The sequence below is a fragment of the Kinneretia sp. DJ1R-11 genome (assembly GCF_025717595.1).
Classification (GTDB): Bacteria; Pseudomonadota; Gammaproteobacteria; order Burkholderiales; family Burkholderiaceae_C; genus Paucibacter_A.
The window spans coordinates 782,461-806,896 of sequence record NZ_JAJIRR010000001.1 but is presented as its reverse complement, the minus strand read 5'-3'; the positions used below and the strand labels follow the sequence as shown (position 1 = coordinate 806,896).

Sequence of the window (24,436 nt, the reverse complement as noted above, 5' to 3'; positions counted from 1 at the left end):
TCGCCTCTGCGTTTCTAGCTTATCGAGCCGACGCGGCCATCAAATCGACAACCATGTAGAGCTGCGAAGGCCGCCCTTGTCCAAGTTCTGTCCAACTGAGGACAGGAAATGGCTTCCATCAGACAACGTCAGGGCCGCTGGCAAGCTCGCATCACGAGAGAAGGTCACCCGGATCAGGTCAAGACCTTTGGCTCCAAGTCGGAGGCTGAACGCTGGGCTCGGGCTGTCGAGGCGGAGATGGACAAGGGGCACTTCGTCAGCCTGGCGGAGGTGCAGCGGACCACGCTCGCTGACATCATCAAGCGCTATGTCCGAGAGGTGACGCCAACGATGAAGTCGGCGCCCGAGGACACCCTTCGCCTCAATGCCTTGGCCCGCAAACGCATCGCATCCTGGAGCCTCGCAAACCTAACGTCATCCCGCATCGCCGCCTTCCGCGATGAGCGACTGAAGGAGGTCAGCGCTGGCACGGTCATTCGAGAGCTTGCATACCTCTCTTCCATCTTCAATCATGCAAGGCGGGAGTGGGGCATTGGCTTGCCGAACCCGGTGCAACTGGTCCGCAAGCCGGCTACTCCGCCCGGTCGCAATCGGGTGCTGACAGCCGAGGAGCGCCAAAAGCTGCTGGCTGCGCTGGAGCCCATCGGTCGGCGGAGTTCGTGGACCAAGCCCTTGGTCGTGCTCGCGCTGGAAACTGCGATGCGGCGCGGAGAACTCTTGGCACTGCGATGGGAGCACATCAACCTGGAGCAACGCACGGCCTTTCTGCCGGACACCAAGAACGGCACGGCTCGCACAGTGCCGCTGTCCTCCAACGCCATAGCGACCCTCCGCGCACTGCCTCGAAGCATCACGGGTCAGGTATTCCCGCTGAAGTACTTCAGCGCTGACGCCGCGTTCAAACGCGCAGTTGCCCGGGCCGGCCTCACTGACCTGCGATTCCATGATCTCCGACACACGGCCATCTCCAACATGGCCGAGAGGCTGCCCAACATCATCGAGTTGTCCGCCGTCTCCGGGCACAAGAGCCTGGCGATGCTCAAGAGGTATTACCACGTGAGCGCAGCGGAGCTTGCCAAGAAGCTGGGGTGAGCGACCCGGTGTGTAGGCATTCTTGGTGTCTCTCTGAACGGTACGCCGCCCCAGGCGGCCGCCTGTTTCATCAAGGCCGTGGCGGCCTCGCTGCCTGGGTCAAGCTACTTGCCCGCTCGCTGACCAACAACTCGTAGACCACGTCCAGGAAAGCCTTGCGCCCCTCTTCGTCCGAGAGCAAGCGCGTCGCCAACGTGCTGTGCGAGTTCATCGCCCCCACGATGGCCTGCACCGCCGCGCTTGGTAACTTGGCTTTCATGGCTTGGTCGCGCGGGTTGTTGTGGACCTGGTCCATGACCGATGCGTTTGCTCGGAGCTTCTCCGACACGTGCACCGCCAGCGCGACTTGGTCGGCATCGCTCACGTCCTTGCCGAAGGCCTGGTTGAGCCGCTCAATCAACTCAGAAAGGTAGGCTTTGTCTCGGTCCCGCGCTTCGCGCAGGCCGTTGTCCGTGATGGGGTCAAGGTAGGGCGTGGCGCCGGCCTTGCTGACTCCGTTCAGTTCTCCGTCCTTCGTGATCCGGTAGTGGGTCAAGGTCAGATCGCCCAGGTCCACATGCTCCGTGGGCACACCATCGAGCCGCTTGCCGAGCAGGCGCACGAAGCTGGCATAGCCCTCCAGCACCGGATCACCGAAGTCCACCAACTGTGCCACGTACTCGTAGGTCCGCACGAACTTGTTCAGGCCCTCCCTGAAGACGATCAGCTTGTCACGCTCTGTGCTCAGTTCCGCCCGCTGAGCATCGGCGCGCGTCATCGCTGCCTGGTCACCGGCTTCGTTGGCTGCACGCCATGCAGCCTCCCACTGGCCAATGGCTTCCGTGAGAGATTTGAGCTGCGTGTTGAATCGGTCGGTTGGTGCTTGCGTCAGGCTGTAGAGCTTTTGGTGCGTGACGCCCGAGTCAACAATCGCCTCCGCGAAACGCTGGACTTCCGCCGTTTCGTACAGCAGGCTTGCGTCGAGCCTGGCCTTGAGGTCGTACACCACATTCGCGTCTTGAATGCCCGAGACCTGGGCATCCCGGTAGAAGGTTCTGAATGCGGCCTCGATCTCCTTCGGCTCATTGGCGAAATCGAGGACGTAGGTCTTGCTCTTGCCTGGAAAGGTCCGGTTCAGGCGCGAAAGCGTCTGCACCGCCTCCACCCCCGAGATCTTCTTGTCCAGGTACATCGCCACCAGCTTGGGCTGATCAAAGCCCGTCTGGAACTTGTTGGCGACGATCATCACCTGGTACTCCCGGGTATCGAAGGCCTTGCGCATCTCGCGGCCCTTCAGCTCCGGGTTCAGATTGGTTTCGTTGAATTGGTGCTCGAGCGCATAGCCCGTATCTGCGACATCCTTGTTCGGCACCTCCCCCGAGAAGGCCACCATCGCGTGCACATCGTCATAACCAAGCTTGGCGCAGTAGGCTTGCAGAGCCAGCTGGTACTTCACCGCCGCAGCGCGCGAGCCAGTCACCACCATGGCCTTGGCTTGGCCGCCGAGGAGGTGGGCCACATTGGCGCGGAAATGCTCGACGATCAGTGACACCTTCTGCGCAATGCTGGTTGGGTGCAAGGCCAGCCACTTGGCCAGCTTGCGCCGGGCGGCCTTGCTGTCCACCCGCTTGTCCGCGCCCTCGGTGAACTCGGAGCCGATGCGGAACGCCACCTTGTAGTTGGTGTAGTTGCGCAGCACGTCAAGGATGAAGCCCTCCTCGATGGCCTGTTGCATCGTGTACGTGTGGAAGGGTGCCGGCGGGTTGTCCTTGCTCACCGGCTGGCTGCGGTCGCGCGGCCGGCCGAACAGCGACAAGGTGCTGTGCTTGGGCGTGGCCGTGAACGCGAAGTAGCTCGCATTGCCGGGCCGCTGCCGCGAGGCCTGCCACACGGAGAGCCTCTCCGCTGCGGAGAGCTTCTCCCATTCCTCCTCACTCTGGCCGGTCAGCACATAGCGCAGATCGTCAGCAGTGCTGCCGCTGGTGCTGGAGTGCGCTTCGTCAATGATCACAGCAAAGCGGCGCTCACGCAGGCTCTGCTCCGAGAGGATGGCCTTCTGCGCAAACGGAAAGGTTTGCAGCGTGCACACGATGATGGGTGTGCCGTCGAGCATGGCGGCAGCCAGTTGTTGGCTCTTGGGCAAGGCCGAGGTCTCGCGGTCCACCGCCTTCACCACGCCGGTCTGATGTTCGATCTGCGAGATGGCGTCCTGCAGCTGCTTGTCCAGCACGGTGCGGTCGGTCACAACGATGACGCTGTGGAAGTAGGGCTCGCCATTGGCCTGGCGGATGCGGATCAATTCGTGCGCCGTCCAGGAGATGGTGTTGGTCTTGCCCGAGCCCGCGCTGTGCTGGATCAGATAGGGCTGGCCAGGCCCTTCCGCACGCACCGCCTCCACCAGGGCCGTCACACCCTCCCATTGGTGGAAGCGCGGGAAGATCAGCGCCTCCTTGAACGAACTCTTGCCGGAGGCGTCCTGCACCTCCTTGCGCTCCAGCAGCACGAAGCGATGGAACACGCGCAGCCAGGCCTCGCGTTGCAGCACCTGCTGCCACAGATAGGCCACGGGGTAGCTTCCCTTGTCGCCGGGCGGGTTGCCTGCGGCGCCATCGTTGCCGCGATTGAACGGCAAGAAGAACGTGCTTGGGCCTGCCAGCCGGGTCGCCATGCGGATGTCACTGTCACTCATCGCAAAGTGCACCACCGCACCGCGCTTGAAGGTCAGCAGTGGCTCCGGCTTGCCGCTCGCTTTGCTGCGCGGCGGGCGGTCGGCGCGGTACTGTTCCATCGCGGCCTCCACCGACTGGGTGAAGTCGGTTTTCAACTCGATGGTTGCCACCGGCAGGCCGTTGATGAACAGCGTCAGGTCGATCCGATCTGCGGTGTCGAGTGAGTAGACCAACTGCGGCACCACACGCAGGCGGTTGGCCGCGTAGCGCTTGATGACGGTCTCATTGCGCCCGTCCTCTGGCAGCGCCTGGCTCATCGCCAACTGCCCGGCACCTGCCAGCGCAAAGCCACGCCGGAGCACACCGACCGTGCCGCCCTCCGCTGACTCCAGCGTCTTGACCAAACGATCCAGCAGCGCGGCTCCTGCAGGCTCCGCCGCAGCGCCATGCAGGCGCAGCAGCTTGCCCCAGGCTTCCGGTTGGCTTTCTTGCACCCAGACGAGCACATCTTCCGGGTAGAGCGCGCGGGCACGGTCGTAGCTTGCAGAGTTGCCAATCAGCCAGCCGGCAGCTTCAAGCTGTTCGACGATGTGGCGTTCCAACTCGCATTCGTGATGAATCTTGCTGCTCATGGCGGCTTACCGTGTGTTGCCGGAAGGGCTGTTGTCCAACTGGGCCAGCAGGCGCTCTGCAGCTTGATTGACACGCTGTTCGGCCCAGGCCCCGTAGGTCAGCCTGCCATCCTCAGTCACCCATTCAATCCGCCCGTTGGCACTGCGCCCCGTGACCACGGCGGCGGCGGCGCTGGGGCTGCGGAAGGGCTGGCTGCGGGTGAAGTACCGCAGCTTGCCATCTGGGCTCGGTGCCAAAAGGCCTTGTTGCACCAGTTCATAGAACAAGGCCTTGTATCCACCCACTTCCGTGCCTTCCCATTCAGGCCGCGTGGTCGATCCCTCCAGAACTACGAACTCTCCGTCCAATTCTTGCGCACGGGCAAAGAAGCCGTGCCGCTTGATCTCACACACAAAGACAGGCGACTCCTCGTTTGCGCGCAGAGCCTGCTCCACAGCGGGCAATGCTGCCGTTGCCGGGCTCCCCGTTCGCTGCGCGCTGCGAGGCTGCTCGCGCAGGAACTCCATGCCCAGCACCGGCAGCAAGGTCTGGATCTGGTCAAGGAAGTACTCCATGTCGGAACAGTCGGCCTCCGGCAGGTTGCAGTAACCGGGGTCGGTGCTGTTGACCAAGGTGCAGCGCTTGGCCTGCGCGGCGATCTGAATCAGCCGGCTCTCCAGGTACTTCACATGGCCCTTGGTCAGGTTGGCGTCCTTGCTGGTGACCACGCAGACCTGCTCCCAGAAATCCTTGCCGCCCTTGTCCTCGGGCCGGTTGTGTGCGGTCAGGCGCTGGGCCACGTCGTCGGTCTCACCGATGTAGATCTGCGTGCCCAGCCCGGCCTCTGACTCTGCACCCACCAGGAAGTACACACCCGTGCGTTTGGCCTCCGGCCGCTGGATCAACTCCCCCAGGCGGCTGCGCGGCCCGGTGATGAGGTGCCCGGTCCAGTTCATGATCTCGGCCGTCAGCAGCCCATTGGGCGCGCCATCGACGAGGAAAAGCTTGAGGGTTCGGCCTTTGCTGGCGCTCATGTGGTGGTTCTCCCTGTTTGACTAGCAGCGGCCGCTCTCAGGCGGTTTCGCGGAGGTCTATCTGGCCGGTGACGGCGGCGGTGATGAGGGCGGAACGGCGCTCACGGAGGAGGCAAATACTCGATTCGGTCGCAGTACTCAAGGCACCTATGCGTTCACAAGCCTCCTTCACATATGCGACCAGGCTCGCCTGCTCTTCAATGTCCGGTATTGGGATTGGGATCGATTTCACAGTGTCGGTATTGAGGTTCGGCTGACCGCCCTTTTGCATTTCTTCTCGTAGTCGTTCAGTCGTAGTGCACAAGTACAGATAGACAAAGTAGATGTTGACGCTACGGCTTAGCCCACGAAACGCGAGTACGCCGTCGTTTGCACAGCAATCGAGTTCCAAAATCTTCGGTACACCTAGCGTGGCTCCACTGTTAGAAAACAGAAGTGTTCCACTGACAAAGCCCTGGCTGTTCAGCGCTCCTTCTGGCGTCAGGTAGCTTGCAGTCGAGGTGAGAAATGGGCTGGCGTCCTTAGTTATCTCAGCAACTGTCACCCAGGGTATGTTTGTCCCAAGCTCATTTTCCTTGGAGAAGTACCTTGGATCCCCCGCTGGCCGAGGCGAGGCTCCACGAACGATTCGCGCGATATGGACCAGCCGCCGGATAGTCCAATGCGCTGGCACCCGCCCCAACCACTCCACGCCGGAGTCCTTCATCGGCACCGACTGGTCCAGGCCCTGTGTAACGGCCTGCGTGATCAGCGCCTGGCGTTTTTCACGCAGCAGTTCGATGAAGCGGGTCTTCTTCTCGATCAGCGAGTCGATGCTGGCGGTTTCGCGGTCGAGGAATTGCGCCACCTCCGCCTGTTCTGCCTTGGGCGGCAATGGGATGCGGAAGTTGCGCGTGAACTCATCTGGAACTCGCTTGAGCCCTCCTGCACCGGTCATCGCCCCAGCCCCTGGCCTACGAAACGCCTCGCTGCTGACGATGTAATGCAGGAACCGCGCGTCCAGCGTCGGCATCGGACGAAGCACCGTCAGCTCAGTAGTGCCGAAACCGACACCACCGGCTAAGCCTCGCATCAACGCGCCTTTGCCGTTTTCAAAGCATGGGGTGACTTTGGCAAAGGCGACATCTCCATCGGCGAAGAACGAGTAGCCAGACTGAACTTCAGCGACAGGTTTGAGTCTGCTGTGCTCCAGTGACCCGTCCTCACCGATGGCCTCCATTGGCAAGAATGACACCGCATCCGTGTCGTCAAGATCCCTCGGCGGCGCTGGATTCAAGGCCGCATGGTGTCGCAGTCGAACATGGGGCCAATCCCCACGATGCGGTCGCATGGTCATGACGTCACCTCGCCCAACAATGCCGCAATCTCCGCCTCGACCGCCTTCAACTCTGCGTCAATGTCCGCCAGCGGTCGGGGCGGCTGGTACACATAGAAGTAGCGGTTGAAATTGATTTCGTAGCCCACGATGCCGGTCTTGCCGTCCTTCTCATCGGCCTTGCTGAGGTCGATCCAGGCGTCCGGCACATGGGGCAGCACTTCCCGGGCGAAGTAGGCCTCGATCTTTTCCTTGAGTGGCACGTTCTCGAACTCGCGCAGATCGGGGTCAGCCTGCGGCTTGCCGTCGTCCTGCATCACCGGCTGCGCCGCGGCGTCGCGCTCACCAAAGGCATCGAGCACCGCCTTGCGGGTGGCCTTGCCGAGCTTTTTGATGCCGGCTGCTTTCAGGAAAGCATCGAGCGAGTCAAAGCACTTGCCTTCGCGGTCGTCCTTCAGCGCCACAAAGCGGTCCACCTGGTCCGAGCTTTTGGCATTGGCAAATGTCGTCAAGCGTTCCTGCGTCACCGCAAAGCGCATGCGCAGCGGACGCTCCACTGTGATTCGGCGGTAGCCGAAGTCAGTGGTATCAAAAATCTTGCTGTGCGGGCCGTCCTCAAAGGCCTCAGCCAGGCGGGCGATTTCGTCGATCTGGTCTTGCGACAGCAGCTTGCGCTTGGAGCCCAGGCTCTTGCGCATGGCGCTGTGCATGCCGCTGGCGTCGATCAGCTGTACCTTGCCAGCGCGCTCGGGCGCCTTCTTGTTGGAGAGCACCCAGACGTAGGTGCCGATGCCGGTGTTGTAGAACAAATCGCCGGGCAGGGAGACGATGGACTCCACCCAGTCTCGCTCCAGCAACCAACGGCGGATCTCTGATTCGCCGGAGCCCGCGCCGCCGTTGAACAGCGGCGAGCCGGAGAGCACGATACCGATGCGGCTGCCTCCCAGCTCCACCGGCTTGCGTTTGCTGAGCAAGTGCATCAAGAAAAGCAAGGAACCATCGCCCACGCGCGGCAGGCCGGGGCCGAAGCGACCGGCCAGGCGGTACTCATTGTGCTCGGCGGCCACGGCCTTTTGCACGGTCTCCCACTTCACGCCAAAAGGCGGGTTGGCCAGGCAGTAGTCAAAGCGCTCGCGCGGGAGCAGGTCGTTGGAGAGCGTGTTGCCAAGCTTGAGGTTGGCCACGTCGTAGCCCTGGATCAGCTTGTCGGCCACGCAGATGGCATAGGTTTCGGGGTTCAGCTCCTGCGCATAGGGGATCAGGCTGGCGTCGGCGTTCCACTCCTTGACCTGCTCGATGGCTGAGCTGAGGAAACCACCCGTGCCCGCCGCGCAGTCGTACACGGTGCGGACGACGCCTTTGCCGGCGAGCAGCTCGTGGTCTGGCGCAAACACCAGGGTGGTGACCAGGCGCACCACGTCCCTGGGCGTGAAGTACTCCCCGGCATCGTCGTTGGCTGCTTCGGCGAACTTGCGGATCAGGTGCTCGAAGACCAGGCCCATCTCATGGTTCGAGATCACATTGGGGTGCAGGTCTATGGCAGCGAACTTCTTGCTCACCTCGTACAGCAGGTTGGCCTCCTCCAGCTTGACCAGCCACCCACCAAAGCCGAAGTGCTCGAAGATCTGCCGCGCATTGGCTGAGAAGTGGCCAATGTAGTCTTCTAAGTTGGCTCGCGTGCTGGTGGAGCCCAGTGACTTGAGTTCGAACTTGGAGGTGTTATAGAACGAGGTGCCAGCGATCTCCGGCAGCACCAGATCCAGATTGACAGCCGAGCCCTGCAGCGCGGCATGCTGCTTTTGCACCGCATCGCGGGTGGGTTCCAGCACGCACTCCAAGCGCCGGAGCACGGTGAAGGGCAGGATGATGCGGCCGTAGAGCGAGGGCTTGAACGGGCCCCGCAGGGTGTCGGCCACGTTCCAGATGAAATCGGCGAGGTTTTGTTGGTTCATGCGTGTGGCCCGCCAGGCGCATGGGGCTGAGCAAGGGGTGACGAGCAGCTCATCAGACCAAGGTTCAGCACTTCAAGCATGCCGTTGGGTGAGCGTCAGGCTGTGCTGAGCTCAAACGGGCTGCCGACGCTCCCACATGCGGCCTCTCGGGTGATTTTGATTTGTTCTATTGAGAGATGCGCCGAATCATAAGGGTCATGCAGCTGGACCTCGGGCGCGTTTGCCCTTAGCGCCACAAGCTGGAGATCGGTAGGCGCCCTGGCCTGCGGCATTCGGCCAAGGTCGCGCCAAAACGGCCAACATATGGATCGCGCCAGCTTGCTGCACTCGGACTGCTGCCCAATGAGGCATTGCCCTGGAAAGACGCGCTGCCTGCGACGCAGTTGCCACAGATAAGGCACCTCATAGGCTGGCGACCCATGAGTAGCGCTCAAACACATGGTCGGAACAGCCGGAGGGAGGAACCACAAGTTGGCCTGCTTCATCAACGGGCCACTGCTGGCAGTCACGCCACTGCTGCTCGGTCCAAGTTTTCCAAGGAGGCTCATCGGCTTGCGCGCCTACCCGGGTGTTTTGCGTGCCGAATACGGCATTGATCATGTCCACGTACTGTCGCGCAATTTCAGCTTGTTCGGCTTCACTAGCGGCCATGCTTTTGGCTCGGCGCTGTTCGCTCAAACCTGCCTCGCCAAGCTCTGAGCCTTCCCGGCCGAACTTAGGCGCAGGCGAAAGCTTTGCGCCGTCTTTGCATTGGTCTTTGCCGTTTCTTTTTTCCTTTCTTTTATCTGCACCCAGTGCATCTGGATTTTGGAACGTGGCGCATGTGGTGCCTGCACCTGGTGCACCTGGCTCCAGCGCTGTGTGCAGCTGGCGGGGTCCAACGGAAGCACCTTCACCAGATGCACCGCTCGCATATGGTGGCGCCTGGCGCGCAACCGAGGGCGCCTTTGCTCCACTGCCGCTCTTCAGCAAATGGACCCGCTTGGCATCTTCTGCCGTCGCCATCCTGTCGAAGCGAAGTCGGTAGTTGTTCAAGCCGCGCTTGCCTGTAGGCAATATCCTTCGTGTGATATCGACCAAGCCAGCTGCCTCAAGCCGAGTGAGGCAATCGCTAACGCTGCGCTCACTCAGACCCTCGTCGGCCGCTATCTGTTTGACGCTCGGAAAGACACCGGTCAGTCCGCCTCGCCATGCCAATGCCCTCAAAACGCCCTTCTCGGGCGCCCGCAATGGCTGCCTCCGTGCCCATTCCATGGGCTTCAGGTTCTGCTCGTTCATGTGCTTCCCTCATTTGTGAGGCAGAACCGCGCAAGCCGGTACGCAATGGCGTCCATACTCGAAACTTTCGTATCTCGTCATGAATAAAAAAGGCAGCGACCGAGACGACCCAGACCGCTCACTGCCAACAGGAATCAAGGCCGCCTCGCACGCGGCCTTGTTCTTTTTGTGAATGCGAGAGTTCTACCCCTCAGCAACTGCAGTCAGGAGGTCAGATGCAGCGCTGCGACGCAGCCCCAAAGACGGCAGTGGCCGCAGCGACTCAGGCGTGCTCAGCCGCCACATCACAGCTGGCGAGGCCTTCTTCGGTGAGGGCCTTGGAGATCCGGGCCATGCCAAGCGGAGTTACGCGAACCTGGGCATTTGTCCAGGTCGAGCCGTTGACATGCGTGCCCGTCCTTATCTTGACCTCTACAAAGCCGCGCTTAATGCCCTCGGCGTAGGCGCGCCAGCCGGAGCCGGCCTGTGGGTAGATCACATGCTTCTGATGCAGCCATTGAGTCAGCTTGCGCTCCGGAATTTGTAGAGACTTTGCAGCATCACGGAGGCTGTAGCTTCCTTCGGTTGCTGTGGCTAAGCGGTCGAGCGCGGCGGCTTTGGGTGCCAGTTGCTTGACTTCGTTCGCCAAGGCCAGTCGCTCTTCTTCTGCTTGCGTGGCCAAACGCAGCAGTTCAATGCGCGACAGCTCCACCGGTTTGGCCGCACCGCTGACCAAGGAGTCATAGGCGCGGATCACCTGCAGGTGGAAGGTTGCGCTGATCCACATGGCATAGGCGTAGACAAGCTCTTTGGCGACGTAGGTGCCGTTGTTCCTGCCGTCGTTGACCGTCAGGACGGGGCTCTCCGAATTTGGAGAGGCCCTCTTCACCTCAGCGACCAGCGCCCGCGCTGCCTTGTTGGCGAAAAACTTGCCAGGTTGGTGGTGTTGGAGCCCGCCGGCCGCATGGTGCAGATCGTTCAGGCAGTAGCGGCCGGCAGCGTCTTGACGGATGACATGGTCCGCAATGACGAGGTGCCCGGCGGCAGCGCATCGCTCGCCGTATCTGTTGGTTGGCAACACTTTGGCATAGGCGCTGAGGTCGCCTTGCATGGTGGACGGGTTCATGCTTGGGCTCCTTGTTCGTTCATCCATGCAATCACCTGGCTCTCGCGCCATGCGGAGGTCTTGGGGCCGAGCTTGGTCGGCCCTGGGAACTTGCCGGCAGCAATCAGTCGGTACAGGCTGGAGCGGGCTACGGGAACTCTGCTGAGTACATCAGGCAGGCGGAGAAACCGGTCTGCGGCAGGCGCGTCGGTGGCTTTGCGTTGGTTTGGCATGCTGTCCTTCTTTGAGCGGCCCAGGCGAAAGAAGGCCCGGACAGTCTCATCACAACGCAGATCCGCAACCCGTATGCGAAGGAACGCAGATTCGTGGGCTCTCCAATTGCGGAAGCGTGGCCGCGATAGGGCAACGAGGGAACCGCTCAAGCGTTTCACCCACTGCCGAATTTTTCCGAGGGCCTAAGTGACCTGCTCAGGTGAAGTCAGCGGCGGGTTGCACACCACCCCCCCCGGGGTGCGTATGGCGCTGGCTCGGCATGTAATGCCATTCCATCACCCTCACATGCAAGCTGTTCCCGCTCCATGGCCATAGCCGGATGCATGACGAAAGAGATGCGCCAGCCGAATGGAGCGAAGGAGATTTGGGCGGCTGTGTCCAAGTGAGCCAACCGACTCGGCTCTGAATGCTTGCAGGCAAAGGCCTTTCACGGTCCAATCGCTGTCCAACTACAACCCCGCAGGACGAAGACAAGGGCTCTTCCGCGGCTCTGTAAGTTGTTGATTTGAATGGCCGTCCAGATCGGCCTGCTGACCATCTACGACATGTGCAAAGCCGCCGACCGCGGCATGGTCATGGGGCAGATCCGGGTGCTGGAGAAGCAGGGGGGGAAGAGTGGGGATTGGGTGGCAGGTGAGCAAAAGGCTTGACGGAGCACGGGTGAATGTTCAACTGGGTGCCCGACCAGTCGCGCCACATGTTCATGCCGGGCCTGCCGACGCCGGCCGGGTTTGAGTGAATCGGAACTTGTCTCCGCCTTCCCCATGAGCCGTCGCCGCTTCTTTCTTTCCACCATTCTTCTTGCCGCCGCAGGAATCAGTTATGCCGTTCTCGGCCCCCACTTGCGCCCCGAGTTGCGCTTGCAGGTGGATGAAGGTCGGCTTGGCCAGCTCAAGGCGTTGCGGGCCAAGCCGAAATTCCTCGATCTGCCAGGGGCGCCTGCGGCCGAGGAGCGGCGCCGGCTCGAACCCTTGATCAATGAGTTGCTGGACCGCCTGATCGCTGGCCTGCAAGCGAACCCCAGCGATGCCTGGGTGATCAAGCAGATGGAGCCGACGGTTGAAGCCTTTCACCTCGAGGACACCGAGGCCCGTGAACGTTGCCTGGGCTATATCGAGGCAGTGTTCAAGATTTTCGCCATTCCCGATGATCGCGGCGCGTTTCGTAAATTTCTGATCTTCTGGTGAAGGCGGCAGGGCTCTTCAGCGCATCTCCCGCCAATCCACCACCCGGCTCGGCGCCTGGCACTGGAAGGGCTGTTCGGCTTCGCTGAGCCCGGCCTGCTGGCATTCAGCCAGCCACTCCTCGGATACCGCGTAGTGGAACTCGCGCAGGCGCTGCACCACATGGCGCGCGCGCTCGTCGTCTCCGACCGCGTGCAGGGACTTGGCCCAGGCCATCATCAGGCGCACATCGATCAGGTTGTGCGCGGTGCTGCGTGTGGCGGCCAGGGCCGCTGCGCCCGGAGGGCCGCTGGTGGCGGCGGCGTAGTCGGCCTGGGTGGCAAAGAAGATCGAGCGCCGGCCTTCTTCGATGCGCGTGCTCAGCGGCCGCGCGTCGGCGCCCGGCAGGTAGATGGCAACCACACGCAGATAGTCCCAGCCCGCCAGCAGGCTGCCGCCCAGCAGCAAGGCACCGACCAAGCCGACCGCCGGCAGGGCTTTGCCTGGGCCGGCACCGTCTGGCGTTGTTGATTGCGTTGTTGCCGGCGCCGGTGCGCGGCCCAGGGCCAGGCCGAGCATGAAGGCGGTGGGCAGCAGAAAGTAGGCGTACCAGAGCGGGTACTCGAGCAGGCTGTGCAGGCCGATCATCAGCACCAGCATGAAGGCGCAGCGGCGCGCCACGCCGTCCTCGCCACTGGCCGCGCGGCTCAGACGCAGAGCCTGCCACAGCGACCAGCCCAGCAGCGCCAGGATCAGGCCGGCCAGCGGCAAGCCCAGCTCGACGGCCAGCTGCATGGCGATGTTGTGGGTGTGGTCGAAAAAGGCCACCGGGCGTTTGGGGAACTCGCTCATGCTCCAGGCCAGGTTGAATTCACCCCAGCCCACGCCGCTCAAGGGGTTGAGCTTGAGCAGCTCCCAGGCATTGAGCAGGATGGCGATGCGCGAGGGCGAGCCCGCGCCCTCGCTGAGGCGAGACTCGGCGCCGAAAGCATGGGCGCCGTGGCTGGCCCAGATCGACATCAGCCACCAGCTCAGCACCAGCATCAGCGGCGTGGCCAGCAGGCTGAGGCGGGCGTCGCGCTCCAGCTTGCGGTCCAGGATGCCCCAGAGCGCCAGGATCAGCACGCCGATCATGCCGGTGCGAGACGCCGTCAGCACCACCGCAAAGACGAAACCGAAGAGCAGTAGAGGCAAGGCCAGGCGGCCGCCAGCAAAGGCGAAGCGCCGCTGGTTGCCGAGGAACACCGCCGCCACGCTGGCCCACATCAAGAGGCTGGCGAGGTGGTTGGGCTGGCGCATATTGCCGACGGCGCGGCCGGGCACACCCGAGCGGGCGATCAGCGTGCCATCGGCCAGGCTGGGCGCGAACACCTGCACCACGCTGACCAGCAGGCTCAGCAGGCCGGCCATCAAAAGGCCCCAGCACAAGGCCTCGAACCAGACCGCGCGCTGGCGCTCGCGGAAGCCCTGGCCGACCCAGAGCAGGGCCAGGGCCGCGGCGATCATGCCGCTGTTGGCCAGGGCAAGGGACAGCGGCAGGCCGGCCCAGGCCCAAGCCTGCCAGGGCGCTGCCAGCAGCAGCAGCAAGGCCCAGACGGCCGGCCCGTGCTGGCGCTGCAGCGCGCCAGCCCCGAGTTCGCTGCGCAGGGCCAGCAACACAAGGCCCCAGGCGCCGAGTGCGGCCAGCTGGTTGAACAAGGTGGCGGACGGCGTCAGGCTGAAGGCCACCAAGGGCGGCACGGCATTGGCCAGCAGCAGGGCGATCACGCAGAGCGGGCCGATTGGCGCCGCCAGCGCGGCGGCTTGTGGAGTTGAGTGGGCGGACGACATGGGGCCGAATCATCACATGAGTCGCTGCAGTGCCCTGGCTAAGATGGCGCTTTCGGCGGGTGCCTCGTTTCGGCGCCTGTTCCTCGTACTGCAAGCCCTCATGCACATCGACTGGCCCTCCTTCACTCCCTTCCATGCCCTGCTCGGCGGCCTGCTGATCGGCCTGGCCGCGGCCTTGTTCTTGCTGGGCAATGGCCGCATCGCTGGCATTGCCGGCATTCTGGCCAGCCCCTGGCGGGCGCTGCGGCAGCGCGGCTGGGCGGGCTTCAGCGGCGCGGCCGAGCGCTCGCGCCTGATGTTTCTGGCCGGCCTGCTGCTGGCGCCCTGGGCCTGGCGTTTGTTCGCGCCTTGGCCGGGCCAGACGGTCGATGTGGGCCCGCTGGGCCTGGTGCTGGCCGGCTTGCTGGTGGGTGTGGGCGTGCGCATGGGCAATGGCTGCACCAGCGGGCATGGAGTCTGCGGGCTGAGCCGGCTGTCGCTGCGCTCGCTGGCCAATGTCCTGGTCTTCATGGCCGCGGGTTTCGCCACCGTGTGGCTGATGCGCCATGGCTTGGCGTGATTGACTGATTGATGGATCGGCTGTTCTCGGAGCGACGCGTATGTCTGCATTGATTCGCCACCTCCTGGCTTTGGCCAGCGGCTTGCTCTTCGGCCTGGGTCTGATCGTCGGCGGCATGAGCGACCCGGCCAAGGTCAAAGGCTTTCTCGACCTCTTCGGCGCCTGGGACCCCAGCCTGGCCCTGGTCATGGGCGGCGCTGTGGCCGTGGGCCTGATCGCCTTTGCCCGCGCCGCGCGGCGCGAGCGCGCTTGGACCGGCGAGGCCATGGAGCTGCCGCCGCCCGGCCGTATCGATGGCCAGCTGCTGCTGGGCGGATTGCTCTTCGGCGTGGGCTGGGGTATCGCGGGCTTTTGCCCGGGGCCGGCCCTGGTCGCCCTGGGGGCCGGCAGTGAATCCGCCTTGATCTTTGTCGCCTCCATGCTTGCCGGCATGTGGTTTCATGACCGTTTTCTCACGCCAGAGAGCTTGTGAGTTTTCTACTGCGCGACTGCCAGCAGTCCTTGGTCCGGTGCTCCGTCCGCCTCGGCCAGAGGCCGAGTCCTTCGTCAGGCAGATCCAGTCCTCAGGACTGGAGCAGTCCGGACTCAGTCTAGCCTGGCAGCCGCTCGCTACGAAAACTCACAAGCGCACAGTCGTCGCTTGATCCGATCCATCCAGTTTCAAATCGCGCTTTCCACCAACCCACACCCGGGGGTGTTTCCATGCTTGTCTTCCGTCAGCTCTTTGACCCTGTCTCGTCGACCTACACCTACCTGCTCGGCGATGCCGAGGCCGGCGAGGCGGTCTTGATCGACCCGGTGTTCGAGCACCACCGCCGCGACAGTGCCTTGCTGCGCGAGCTGGGCCTGCGCCTGTTGGCCACGCTGGACACGCATGTCCATGCCGACCATGTCACCGGCGCTTGGTTGATGAAGCAAAGCTGCGGCAGCCAGATCCTGTTGTCCGAGCATGCCGGCGCCAGCCCGGTGGACCGTCCGCTGCGCCATGGCGACCGCGTTTCCTTTGGCCGCCGCCACCTGGAGGTGCGCGCCACGCCCGGTCACACCAACGGTTGCCTGAGCTATGTGCTGGATGACTTGAGCATGGCCTTCACCGGCGACAGCCTCTTGATCCGCGGCTGCGGCCGCACGGATTTCCAGCAAGGCAGCCCCGGCCAGCTTTTTCACTCGGTGCGCGAGCAGATCCTGAGCCTGCCCCAGACCTGCCTGCTCTACCCTGGCCATGACTACCGCGGCCTCACGGTCACCAGCGTGGCCGAAGAGCTGCGCTACAACCCGCGCCTGGGCGGCGATGCCAACGAGGGCGACTTCGCCGGCTATATGAACCACCTGGGTCTGCCCCACCCCAAGCAGATGGACATCGCCGTGCCCGCCAATCTGCGCTGCGGCCAGCCCGGCGCGCATGGCGCCGAAGGCCAGGACAGCAGCTGGGCACCACTGACCTTCAGTTTCAGCGGCATCTGGGAAATCCAGGCCGCCAGCCTGGCCGAGCGCCTGGCAGAGGCCCGCAGCGGCGAGCTGCAGCTGATCGATGTGCGCGAAGCGCCGGAATTCACCGATGCCCTCGGCCACATCCCCGGCGCCCGCCTGCTGCCCCTGTCCGAGCTGAGCGCCCGCATGGCCGCCGCGATCGACCCCACGCGCCCCGTCGTCGCTGTCTGCCGCTCCGGCACCCGCTCTGCTCAGGCCACGGTGCTGCTGCAGAAATCGGGCTGCAAGCGTGTGGCGAATCTGGCGGGTGGGATGCTGCGGTGGCGGGCGGAGCGCTTGCCGGTGGAGGGTGGGGTGGATTGAGTCGATCGGGTGCCTCGCTAAGGAATTGCGTTCACAAACGATTTCTCAATAGAGAAACCGACCCTGATCTCATGCAGGACCGGCCGAATCAGTTTGAACAATGCATCCTCCATAAAGTGCGACCTCGTCATGTTCAATCCGAACCAACAAATGCCAGACCCATAGGCCTTGCATGCCGCCTTCTACGTAGATGATCCTGTGGCCATCAGCCTCGGCTGCGGCAGCACGCGCAGCTTGATCGTAGGCATTGAGTGACTCAGCGCCCAATAGAAACGCGGCCAATGCGTCGGACGGTGCCACGCAATCGTATTGCTCGTACGCGGCCGCGAAATCTGAAAATGTGCCCGTGACGGTGAAAAGCATCTGTGATGCTTAACGCTCGAGTTCAGCGGGTGGCGGGTCTGTCCGATTCAGCGTTGGGTTAGAGGGCTTCAAATGTGTCTTTCATTGAAGTTAGATCGTACTCAAGCAAATAGTGATTGAAGCGTTTGTACAGCGTCGCCAGGAAATCATGATTCGGGCCGACAACATCCATTCCACGATCGTCGTAGGGCCAAACCATGAGGCCTTTGGTCAGCTCAAATAGATAGATGTCGCAAGCGGGTCGCGGTCGTATTGAACCGAAGTCGGCTGCGAAGGCGCACCATAGGAGGCCTTGAAGTGCCGCAACAGAAGTTTCGAATGCAACATTGACCCAGAATTCTTCAAGTTCTTCGTCGAACCGATCGTCGAGAGGCACCGGCTCTAACCAAATGCACCTATCACGCGAAACTGTGACACCAGCAGATCGGAGTTCGCGAATCACGTCGCGATGAGAAGGGACAGAGGCCCGAGCTCGCATACGCAAGCATGCAACGTAAGGCTGCTCCATCTCAAAGATGGCATCGCAAATCTCGCGAGCTTTCACGATTGCAAGTAGGAACTGGTCGATGGAAGTTCCGCCTTCGGATAGCTCAAATCTCAAGCCACCCGGATAGGCATAGAAGAGCGGTCTGGAAAACGCGTGGCCGCCAAACAATCTTTCGATTTCAACGCGAAGTCGCATGAGCCCTCAAACGAAGCGGTCCAGTAACCTGAAATCCACAACCACCCGCAGCACTCAGGGCGTGTGACAGTCTGCAATGAAGAATACCTGGGTTCATCGGTGAACTGGTGTCTGGAAGCCGCATTCTCGGCGTCAGATCGCGATTGTGTCTCCTGCGGCCCCCGGTACCCACTGCACTCCGATTGTCCGAATCCCGCTATCGAGAGCTTCTCGATGTTGCGCACCATGCAGTACAGGCCCCACTGCATTCTGCCCTTGGCTTGGCCACGATGGTTCAAGCGAGTCAGCCGCCTGCTGTGCCGCGGATTGGCGAAGAACCGTTCCTACTTCCCGATACGCCAGCAGTAGGGATCTGAGGTCGGGGGCAATTCCTCCGAGTGGAGACCAACTCAGACCTCGGTTCCGTTCAGAGCCTCTTTGTGCCTTCTCCATGTATCCGGTCTTGCCTCTGATACCGCCGAGGCAGCTAAGCTGCGGACTCACCACCATGAAAGCCCCGCCGCCCATGAGCCTCACCGCCTTGCAAAGAGCCGAACTGCGCCGCCGCTGCACGACCGTGGTGCCGGGCTATCCAAGCCTGAATGCCGCCGAGGAATTTGCCGCCCTGGCCGACTGGTGCCGCGCCCGCGAGGTGCAGGGCGACAGCTATGGCCAGGGCGGCTTGCTGGCCGAGTTTGAGCAGCAGATCGCCACCCTGCTGGGCAAGCCGGCCGCCTGCTTCATGCCCAGCGGCGTGATGGCCCAGCTCATCGCCGTGCGCCTGCACACCGAGCGCGCGCGCCTGGGCCGCTTCGGCCTTTCGCCCAATTCCCATCTGGCCTTGCATGAAGAGCAGGCCTTCGAGAGCTTGTGGGGTTTGCACGGTGTGCCGGTGGGCTCGCGCCTGCGCCCCATCGTGGCAGCGGATCTGCAGGCTGTGGCCCAGCCTCTGGCTTGCCTGCTCGTGGAGCTGCCCATGCGCGAGATCGGTGGCCAGCTGCCCAGCTGGGACGAGCTGAGCCAGCTGCAGGCCCTGGCGGCCGAGCGTGGCCTGCCTTTGCATCTGGACGGTGCCCGGCTCTGGCAATGCCGCAGCTTTTACGAGCAGCGCAGCTTTGCCGAGATCGTGGCCGGCTTTGCCTCGGTGTATGTCTCCTTCTACAAGGACATTGGTGGCCTCTCGGGCGCAATGCTAGCGGGTGAGGCCGATTTCATCGCCCAGGCCCGACTCTGGCTGCGCCGCATGGGAGGCAATCTGGTGCAGCAGACGGCGCCGGCAGCCTCGGCCTGGATGCGCTTTGAGCAGCGCCTGGCCGTGCAGGATGCCTGCTATCAGCGCACCCTGCTGTTGGCGGAAGGGCAGGCCGGTTTGGCTGGCGTCCGTGGCCTGCGCCTGAACCCGGCACGCCCGCACACCAATATGCTGCACCTTCATTTCGACGCTCCGGCCGAAGCCATCAACGACGCGCGCGACGCGCTGGCCCAGGCCGAGGGAATTTGGCTGTTCGGCAACGCCCGGCCCAGCGAGGTGCCCGGCTGGAGCTATGCCGAGCTGACCGTGGGCGAGCATCTGCTGGCCTTGGACAACGCGCGGGTGCGCGCCGGGTTCGAGGCGGTGTTGGCAGATGCCCAAGGGCGCCAGCCTTGAATCGCCCGGCTCCCGCGGCGGCGGGTGGCTCATCGCGGGCGGCGCCAGGCCGACCCTGGGGCCTGTGGGCCTGGGAGTTCTGGGGCTTTGTCAGCAAGGAGGCGCAGGCCTGTCTGTTCGCGGGCCTGTTTTTCGCGGCGGTGTTCTGCGTGCCGCGCGCCGGCTGGTGGGGCCTGCCGCGCTATGACGTGCTTTTGCTGATTGCCTTGCTGATCCAGGCCGGCATGGTGCTCAGCGGGCGCGAGTCCCGCGACGAGCTCAAAGCCATCGGCCTGTTCCACCTGCTCGGCTTTGCCCTCGAGGTGTTCAAGACCTCGGCCGCGGTGCAGTCCTGGTCTTACCCCGACTTCGCCTACACCAAGCTGTTCGGCGTGCCGCTGTTCGCCGGCTTCATGTACGCGGCGGTGGGCAGCTACATCATCCAGGCCTGGCGCTTGCTACAGCTGCGTGTCATCCACCACCCGCCGTATTGGATGGCCGGCTTGATGGCCCTGGCGATCTACCTGAACTTCTTCACCCAGCATGTCTGGGGCGATGTGCGCTGGTACCTGGCCGCGGGCGCCATGGGGCTGTATGCCCGCAGCCAGATCTTGTTTCGGCCGCAGCAGCGTGAGTTGAGCATGCCGCTGTGGCTGGGCCTGGTGCTGGTGGCCTTCTTCATCTGGCTGGCCGAGAACCTGGGCACCTTCTTCGGGCTGTGGTCCTACCCGCACCAGCTGGGCGCCTGGGCTCGTGTGCACATGAGCAAGTGGAGCTCCTGGAGCCTGCTGGTGCTGATCAGCTTCACCCTGGTGGTGCAGCTCAAGCACATTCGCGAGCGGGTGCAGGTGCCGGATTGATTGAATGATAGATGGGCGGGTGGCGCTGCCGCTGGTCAGCTCGCTGCCTTCGCAGTCATCGACAATGCTGGCCCCTGCCCGGCGCCTGCGCATTCCCAGCGGCGCTTTCGATGCCTTGCCCTGTTCGATGTTGTCCGCGCCCAAGTACCTGATCCGCCCCATGCAGCCCGCCGACCTGGCCGAGGTGCTGCGCATCCAGGCGGCCTGTTTCACCGAGCTGCTGCCGGAGTCCGAGGCCTCCCTGGCGGCCAAGCTGCAGGCAGCGCCCTCGCACTGCTGGGTGGCGGCAGCCACGGCTGAGCCCGGCCTCACGCTCGCCGCCTACCTCTTCGCCCTGCCTTGGCGCGCCGAGTCACCGCCTGCCTTGGACGCTGCCGATTGCGTGCTGCCCGAGCAGCCGGATTGCCTCTACCTGCATGATCTGTCGGTCGACCCGCAAGCGCGCGGCCGTGGCCTGGCGCAAGCCCTGGTGCAGCGCTTTCTGGATGGGCTGGCCGCCAGCGGCCTGGACCGGGCCTGCTTGATTGCGGTGCAGAACTCGGCCGAGTTCTGGGGCCGCTGGGGCTTTCAGTCCGCGCCGCAGACCCCGGCGCTGCGCGTCAAGCTGGCCAGTTATGGGCCTCAAGCGGCGTATCTGGAGCATTGGCGCTGAAGGGCGGCTTTCAGCCGAAGTGGCGCAGAGCTTTTGGGGTGAGAGTGTCATTGAACATTCAGTTTGAGCTCAGGTCCCTCTCGCTACCCTAGCCTTGCCCACCTCAGGCATGGGGCCAGCTGCTTTTGCTTGATTCGAATGGCGCATCTGCCAACGAAAGTGCTTCTATCGGTGCAAACGGCCAGGCGCCGCTCATGGCTGGCCGACTGATGAATGCCTGAATGTGCGGTGGGGACTAACAGTCTTTTTCGAAGGCCGCCAAGCGGCTGTCCGCAATTGAGCGCCTTCGGTTATCGCAGGACGGGCTGAGCACTTCGGATCAGCGGCGCGCCAACACCTGACTCCGCAGCGTCACGCACGGTCGATATCGTCCCCACAAACTCAGTTTCTACAACGCGGGAAGTACCGACAACGCTTGCGCCGTTTGCGCCGGTCAGGTTGCAGCCCGCTCAATGGAGGGTTGTGATGCGAGAGCAGCTTGAGCAGCGCCAAGATGGTGAACGTACTGCTCTTGCCGCCTTATCCCTGAAGTACCACCGCAGTTCGGGTGCGAGCTTTTGTTGGGTCATACCCGAGATGCCAGTGCTTCGGCCTAGCTCTTCGCCGCACACGTCACGACGCATTCGAGTCGCGCAAGTGTTGTTGTCGGCCGTGGCTGGAGTGCCGTGATACAGGCCGTCAAGGGGGCCGCCGCTTTAGCCGTCGTGCGCATGCTAGCAAGACTCGGGCTCGGGATCATCGTTGACAGCACACCATGATCGATTCAGTTGCAATACTACCTGCGCCTCGTTCGACACCCCTTGGGGTGCTCCCCCCTCCCGCGCCCGCTGATTCAGCTGCTTTGCGCGCGATGTCGGAGCATGTTTTCATCGATATCGGAGAGCCTGGTGATGCACTGGTCATCACCTTCGGCTTTGCACAATGGCAGCATCCGGTAGATTTTGACTTTGTCGGGCGATTGCGCAAGCTGGAGGGTATTCTTGGCCAGCGATTCCACCGCCTGTATTTGCGCGACCCACAGTTGTCTTGGTACCTGCGTGGAGTTCCCGGCCTAGGCGTTGACGTGGCGACCACCGTTGCGGCCCTGACGCAGGTGATTGCAGCGCTCAAACCTTCGCGCGTCATCACCCTAGGTCAGTCAATGGGCGGCTATGCGGCCGTGCTGTACGGTCATTTGCTTGGAGCTGAACGGGCAGTGGCGTTTGGTGCGTTGTCGACGATGAGCCCCATTTCGGCAAGGAAGCTCGGGGACAAGCGCTGGCTTAGCACGATGCAGGCCCCTGCCGACGACGGCCTGCTCAGCGAGCAGAGTGACCTCGCCCTGTCCTTGTCGCGCCAGCCGGGCCTCGAAATGAGGATGCACTACGGCATGCGCCCGGACATCGACGAAGAGGGCTCGGAGAACCTCGATCTTTTTCATGCTCGGCGCTTTGCGGCACTGCCTAGTACGCGCGTGGATTTGCACCCCAAATCCGGCCATGCGGTGGTCGAACACTTGCGGGTCGCGCGCGAAATCGACGCGGTACTTCTACAGGATCTGTTCGACGTGGATCCGGCCATCATTCACCGACCTGCATCGCCGGCGGTCGACGAGGGCTGGGCTCAGTGGATTGTTGAGAATCGCCTGCTAGGCAGTAGTCCAGAGCAGATGGTGGAGGCGATGATCAAAGGGGGCATTGCGCCCATCACGGCGCGCTCGGCAATCGCTGAACTTGAGCGTGATCCTGCCTTTCGAGCAGCGCATGCCTTTGTCTCGGTGACTAGAAAGTACGAGTCGGTGATGTTCAACCATCAGCGTGCTCGGGAGATCGCTGATGCTGAACGAGGTATCGAACGCCGAAGCCACGTCGGCCGCGACGAGTTCCTTGAACGTTACGTTTCTGCCAGCCGCCCCTTGGTGCTGACCCGGGCAATGGAAGACTGGCCTGCCTTGCGACTGTGGTCACCACAGTACCTGAAGCATCGCTTCGCCGGGGCCGAAGTTCAGGTTCAGCGGGGGCGCGTTAGCAATCCGCGCTGTGAACAGAATGCTGAGGCCTACCCTTGCGAGATGACGCTGAGCAACTACGTCGACTTTGTAGAGGCGGGATCTTGCAAGGACCACTACATCACAACCAGCAACGGAGACTTGCGCCGCGCGCCTCTAGATGCCTTGCTGGCTGACGTCGGTTCCTTGCCACCGTACTGCCGCCGCGAAGGCCTGCCTGACGCATCGAAGTTCTGGTATGGGCCAGCCGGTACCGTGACGCCGCTGCATCATGACACCCGAATGCTCATGCATATGCACGCAGTCGGCCGCAAGCGCTGGCGCTTCATATCGCCGATGTACACGCCATGGCTCTACAACGCAGAAGGGGTCTACAGCCGCATTGACCTCGATGTGCCGGAACATCCGCTCTACCCGCTGAGGTCAGGCGTTAAGGTGCTGGAAACCGTCGTGGAGCCGGGTGACGCCTTGTTCATTCCGCTCGGGTGGTGGCACGACGTTTTGACGCTCGACACATGTATGTCGCTGTCGCTGACGGCATTCGATTTCGAGAACGAGTTCACTTACTCAATGCCCATCAGCGGCTCAGGGCGTCGATGAAGATTGCTGATCCAAGTTACCCGGCTCGCTGAGCGCGCCAAGCTGCCCGCAAAGATTCCGCTTGCGCCCCTCCGTCTAGGTGGGGGAAGTCGGGGTCAGGGTGCCATTAAAAATGCACTCTGACCCCAGTTTCTGCTGACCCCAGTTTCTGCTTGCCTGTCCAGTATCGACAGCCGGCCATGCGTCAACAACACCCGTAGACGCGTTCAAAACAAGCGTTCCAAGGAGGGACCTATGAAGTTCGTCAAGGCACGCGTGGCTAACTTCCGTTCTGTAGGAGACACGCTTTGCGTGTGTCACCTTGTGTTGTGGACTCCAGCGCCTGAAGCGGCCGCGCGGCCAGCCTATCCTCTTCTAGCTTTCGGGAGGGGAGCATGACTGAATCAACTTCGGTTCTCCGCCGATACACGGACCTTGCATCGCTACTCGACCTGCTGCAGCGACGAGCCATCACGCTCCTGCCGCCCAGCACGTGGGACGACGGGAACGACCGTTTGATGATGTCGACCTACAAGGAATGTCGAGGGCTAAACACGCTGCTGGCCCTGTGCCTGACCAGCCGCGAGGAAACCTATCACCACTGGCGCGTCTTCACCGATCGCAGCAACGGCGTCTGTGTGGTATTTCGCCGCGAAGCATTCACGCGTGTGATGACCGAAGCCGGCGTGGAGGTCAACACCATGAACTATCTGAAGCTGGACGAGCTCGATATCGACAAATATCCCGTCCTACAGCTGCCGTTCCTGAAGCGGGCTGCGTTCCAGGATGAGGGTGAGGTTCGTGCCGTCTATGGCAAGAAGGCTCTCGAGAAGGGGTTGAAGCGTGTGGGAATCAGTTTAGACCTCATCGAGGTCGTGCGTCTCAATCCATGGATGCCGAAGCCGGTCGCGGATTCAGTACGCGAAACCATCCAACTTCTCCGAGGCGATGCGAACTTCAAGGTCTCCCGCTCAGCGCTCATCGACGCGAAAGGATGGCGAGAGTTCGCGGCTAAGTACAAAAATCCGGACTTTTCCTAGTCCCGGAGCGCAGCGCACGGCGCCTCCTCGTCTTGCGCCTCCTGTCCGCGCACAAGTCTGGAGAAACTGAGG

Annotated in this window: 20 protein-coding genes and 2 pseudogenes; 11 read left to right on the top strand and 11 right to left on the bottom strand. The window is 62.8% G+C overall.

Going from position 1 to position 24,436, the window contains the following annotated elements; genetic code table 11:
- The first annotated feature begins 108 nt into the window (after positions 1–108).
- Positions 109–1,092 carry a tyrosine-type recombinase/integrase gene (locus tag LNV23_RS03380; protein ID WP_263561651.1) on the top strand — a complete coding sequence of 328 codons (984 nt, stop codon included), beginning with the start codon at positions 109–111 and terminating at the stop codon, positions 1,090–1,092.
- Between the two features lie 70 nt (positions 1,093–1,162).
- On the opposite strand, the gene LNV23_RS03375 is transcribed toward LNV23_RS03380, so the two are convergent.
- From LNV23_RS03375 to LNV23_RS24040, 7 genes are all read right to left on the bottom strand, one after another.
- On the bottom strand, positions 1,163–4,372 hold the full coding sequence (locus tag LNV23_RS03375) for a type I restriction endonuclease subunit R (protein WP_263561650.1): 3,210 nt from the start codon (positions 4,370–4,372) through the stop codon (positions 1,163–1,165).
- Positions 4,373–4,378: 6 nt separating this feature from the next.
- Positions 4,379–5,386 carry a GIY-YIG nuclease family protein gene (locus LNV23_RS03370; RefSeq protein WP_263561649.1) on the bottom strand — a complete coding sequence of 336 codons (1,008 nt, stop codon included), beginning with the start codon at positions 5,384–5,386 and terminating at the stop codon, positions 4,379–4,381.
- Between the two features lie 37 nt (positions 5,387–5,423).
- Positions 5,424–6,722, bottom strand: a complete 1,299-nt coding sequence (locus LNV23_RS03365) for a restriction endonuclease subunit S (RefSeq protein WP_263561648.1) — start codon at positions 6,720–6,722, stop codon at positions 5,424–5,426.
- A complete protein-coding gene (locus tag LNV23_RS03360; protein WP_263561647.1) occupies positions 6,719–8,653 on the bottom strand; it encodes a type I restriction-modification system subunit M in 1,935 nt (644 codons plus the stop codon). Before LNV23_RS03360 ends, LNV23_RS03365 begins: the two co-directional genes overlap by 4 nt.
- A 402-nt stretch (positions 8,654–9,055) precedes the next feature.
- On the bottom strand, positions 9,056–9,931 hold the full coding sequence (locus LNV23_RS03355) for a helix-turn-helix domain-containing protein (RefSeq protein WP_263561646.1): 876 nt from the start codon (positions 9,929–9,931) through the stop codon (positions 9,056–9,058).
- Positions 9,932–10,193: 262 nt separating this feature from the next.
- The gene (locus LNV23_RS03350; RefSeq protein WP_263561645.1) at positions 10,194–11,036 is read right to left on the bottom strand and encodes a phage antirepressor KilAC domain-containing protein; all 843 of its coding nucleotides are present in this window, start codon (positions 11,034–11,036) and stop codon (positions 10,194–10,196) included.
- Entirely contained in the window at positions 11,033–11,248 is a 216-nt protein-coding gene (locus tag LNV23_RS24040) for a helix-turn-helix transcriptional regulator (RefSeq protein WP_411910526.1), read from the bottom strand. The genes LNV23_RS03350 and LNV23_RS24040 overlap by 4 nt, the downstream gene beginning before the upstream one ends.
- A 513-nt stretch (positions 11,249–11,761) precedes the next feature.
- Here LNV23_RS24040 and LNV23_RS03345 point away from each other — a divergent pair.
- Together LNV23_RS03345 and LNV23_RS03340 are read left to right on the top strand one after the other, a co-directional pair.
- Positions 11,762–11,899, top strand: a pseudogene (locus LNV23_RS03345) (cyclic pyranopterin monophosphate synthase MoaC); the annotation flags it as partial.
- 114 nt (positions 11,900–12,013) lie between these two features.
- Positions 12,014–12,436 (top strand): DUF4844 domain-containing protein, encoded by a 423-nt coding sequence (locus tag LNV23_RS03340; RefSeq protein ID WP_263561644.1) that lies wholly within the window; start codon positions 12,014–12,016, stop codon positions 12,434–12,436.
- A gap of 15 nt (positions 12,437–12,451) precedes the next feature.
- Here the strand turns inward: LNV23_RS03340 and LNV23_RS03335 are convergent, their stop codons facing one another.
- A complete protein-coding gene (locus LNV23_RS03335) occupies positions 12,452–14,242 on the bottom strand; it encodes a PglL family O-oligosaccharyltransferase (protein WP_263561643.1) in 1,791 nt (596 codons plus the stop codon).
- A 100-nt stretch (positions 14,243–14,342) separates the two neighbouring features.
- On the opposite strand from LNV23_RS03335, the gene LNV23_RS03330 reads away from it, so the two are divergent.
- From LNV23_RS03330 to LNV23_RS03320, 3 genes are all read left to right on the top strand, one after another.
- Positions 14,343–14,801 carry a YeeE/YedE family protein gene (locus LNV23_RS03330; RefSeq protein ID WP_263561642.1) on the top strand — a complete coding sequence of 153 codons (459 nt, stop codon included), beginning with the start codon at positions 14,343–14,345 and terminating at the stop codon, positions 14,799–14,801.
- Between the two features lie 40 nt (positions 14,802–14,841).
- Positions 14,842–15,273 (top strand): DUF6691 family protein, encoded by a 432-nt coding sequence (locus LNV23_RS03325; protein ID WP_263561641.1) that lies wholly within the window; start codon positions 14,842–14,844, stop codon positions 15,271–15,273.
- Positions 15,274–15,503: 230 nt separating this feature from the next.
- Positions 15,504–16,595: a rhodanese-like domain-containing protein gene (locus LNV23_RS03320; protein WP_263561640.1), complete on the top strand. Its 1,092-nt coding sequence runs from the start codon at positions 15,504–15,506 to the stop codon at positions 16,593–16,595.
- A 69-nt stretch (positions 16,596–16,664) separates the two neighbouring features.
- Here LNV23_RS03320 and LNV23_RS03315 read toward each other — a convergent pair whose 3' ends face one another.
- The 3 genes and pseudogenes from LNV23_RS03315 to LNV23_RS24145 all read right to left on the bottom strand — a co-directional run.
- Positions 16,665–16,958, bottom strand: a complete 294-nt coding sequence (locus LNV23_RS03315; RefSeq protein WP_263561639.1) for a hypothetical protein — start codon at positions 16,956–16,958, stop codon at positions 16,665–16,667.
- Between the two features lie 58 nt (positions 16,959–17,016).
- Positions 17,017–17,640, bottom strand: a complete 624-nt coding sequence (locus LNV23_RS03310; protein ID WP_263561638.1) for a DUF3885 domain-containing protein — start codon at positions 17,638–17,640, stop codon at positions 17,017–17,019.
- Positions 17,556–17,951 (bottom strand): annotated as a pseudogene (locus LNV23_RS24145) (hypothetical protein); the annotation flags it as partial. The pseudogene LNV23_RS24145 and the gene LNV23_RS03310, both read right to left, overlap by 85 nt.
- Positions 17,952–18,127: 176 nt before the next feature.
- Between LNV23_RS24145 and LNV23_RS03305 the strand changes: the two are divergent.
- The 5 genes from LNV23_RS03305 to LNV23_RS03285 all read left to right on the top strand — a co-directional run bounded on the left by LNV23_RS03305 (position 18,128) and on the right by LNV23_RS03285 (position 24,364).
- The gene (locus LNV23_RS03305) at positions 18,128–19,267 is read left to right on the top strand and encodes a threonine aldolase family protein (RefSeq protein ID WP_263561637.1); all 1,140 of its coding nucleotides are present in this window, start codon (positions 18,128–18,130) and stop codon (positions 19,265–19,267) included.
- On the top strand, positions 19,264–20,106 hold the full coding sequence (locus LNV23_RS03300) for a DUF817 domain-containing protein (protein WP_411910525.1): 843 nt from the start codon (positions 19,264–19,266) through the stop codon (positions 20,104–20,106). The genes LNV23_RS03305 and LNV23_RS03300 overlap by 4 nt, the downstream gene beginning before the upstream one ends.
- Positions 20,107–20,170: 64 nt before the next feature.
- A complete protein-coding gene (locus tag LNV23_RS03295) occupies positions 20,171–20,758 on the top strand; it encodes a GNAT family N-acetyltransferase (protein WP_263561636.1) in 588 nt (195 codons plus the stop codon).
- A 754-nt stretch (positions 20,759–21,512) separates the two neighbouring features.
- Positions 21,513–23,345, top strand: a complete 1,833-nt coding sequence (locus tag LNV23_RS03290; RefSeq protein WP_263561635.1) for a cupin-like domain-containing protein — start codon at positions 21,513–21,515, stop codon at positions 23,343–23,345.
- Between the two features lie 374 nt (positions 23,346–23,719).
- Positions 23,720–24,364 carry a DUF2971 domain-containing protein gene (locus LNV23_RS03285; protein WP_263561634.1) on the top strand — a complete coding sequence of 215 codons (645 nt, stop codon included), beginning with the start codon at positions 23,720–23,722 and terminating at the stop codon, positions 24,362–24,364.
- Positions 24,365–24,436 lie beyond the last annotated feature (72 nt).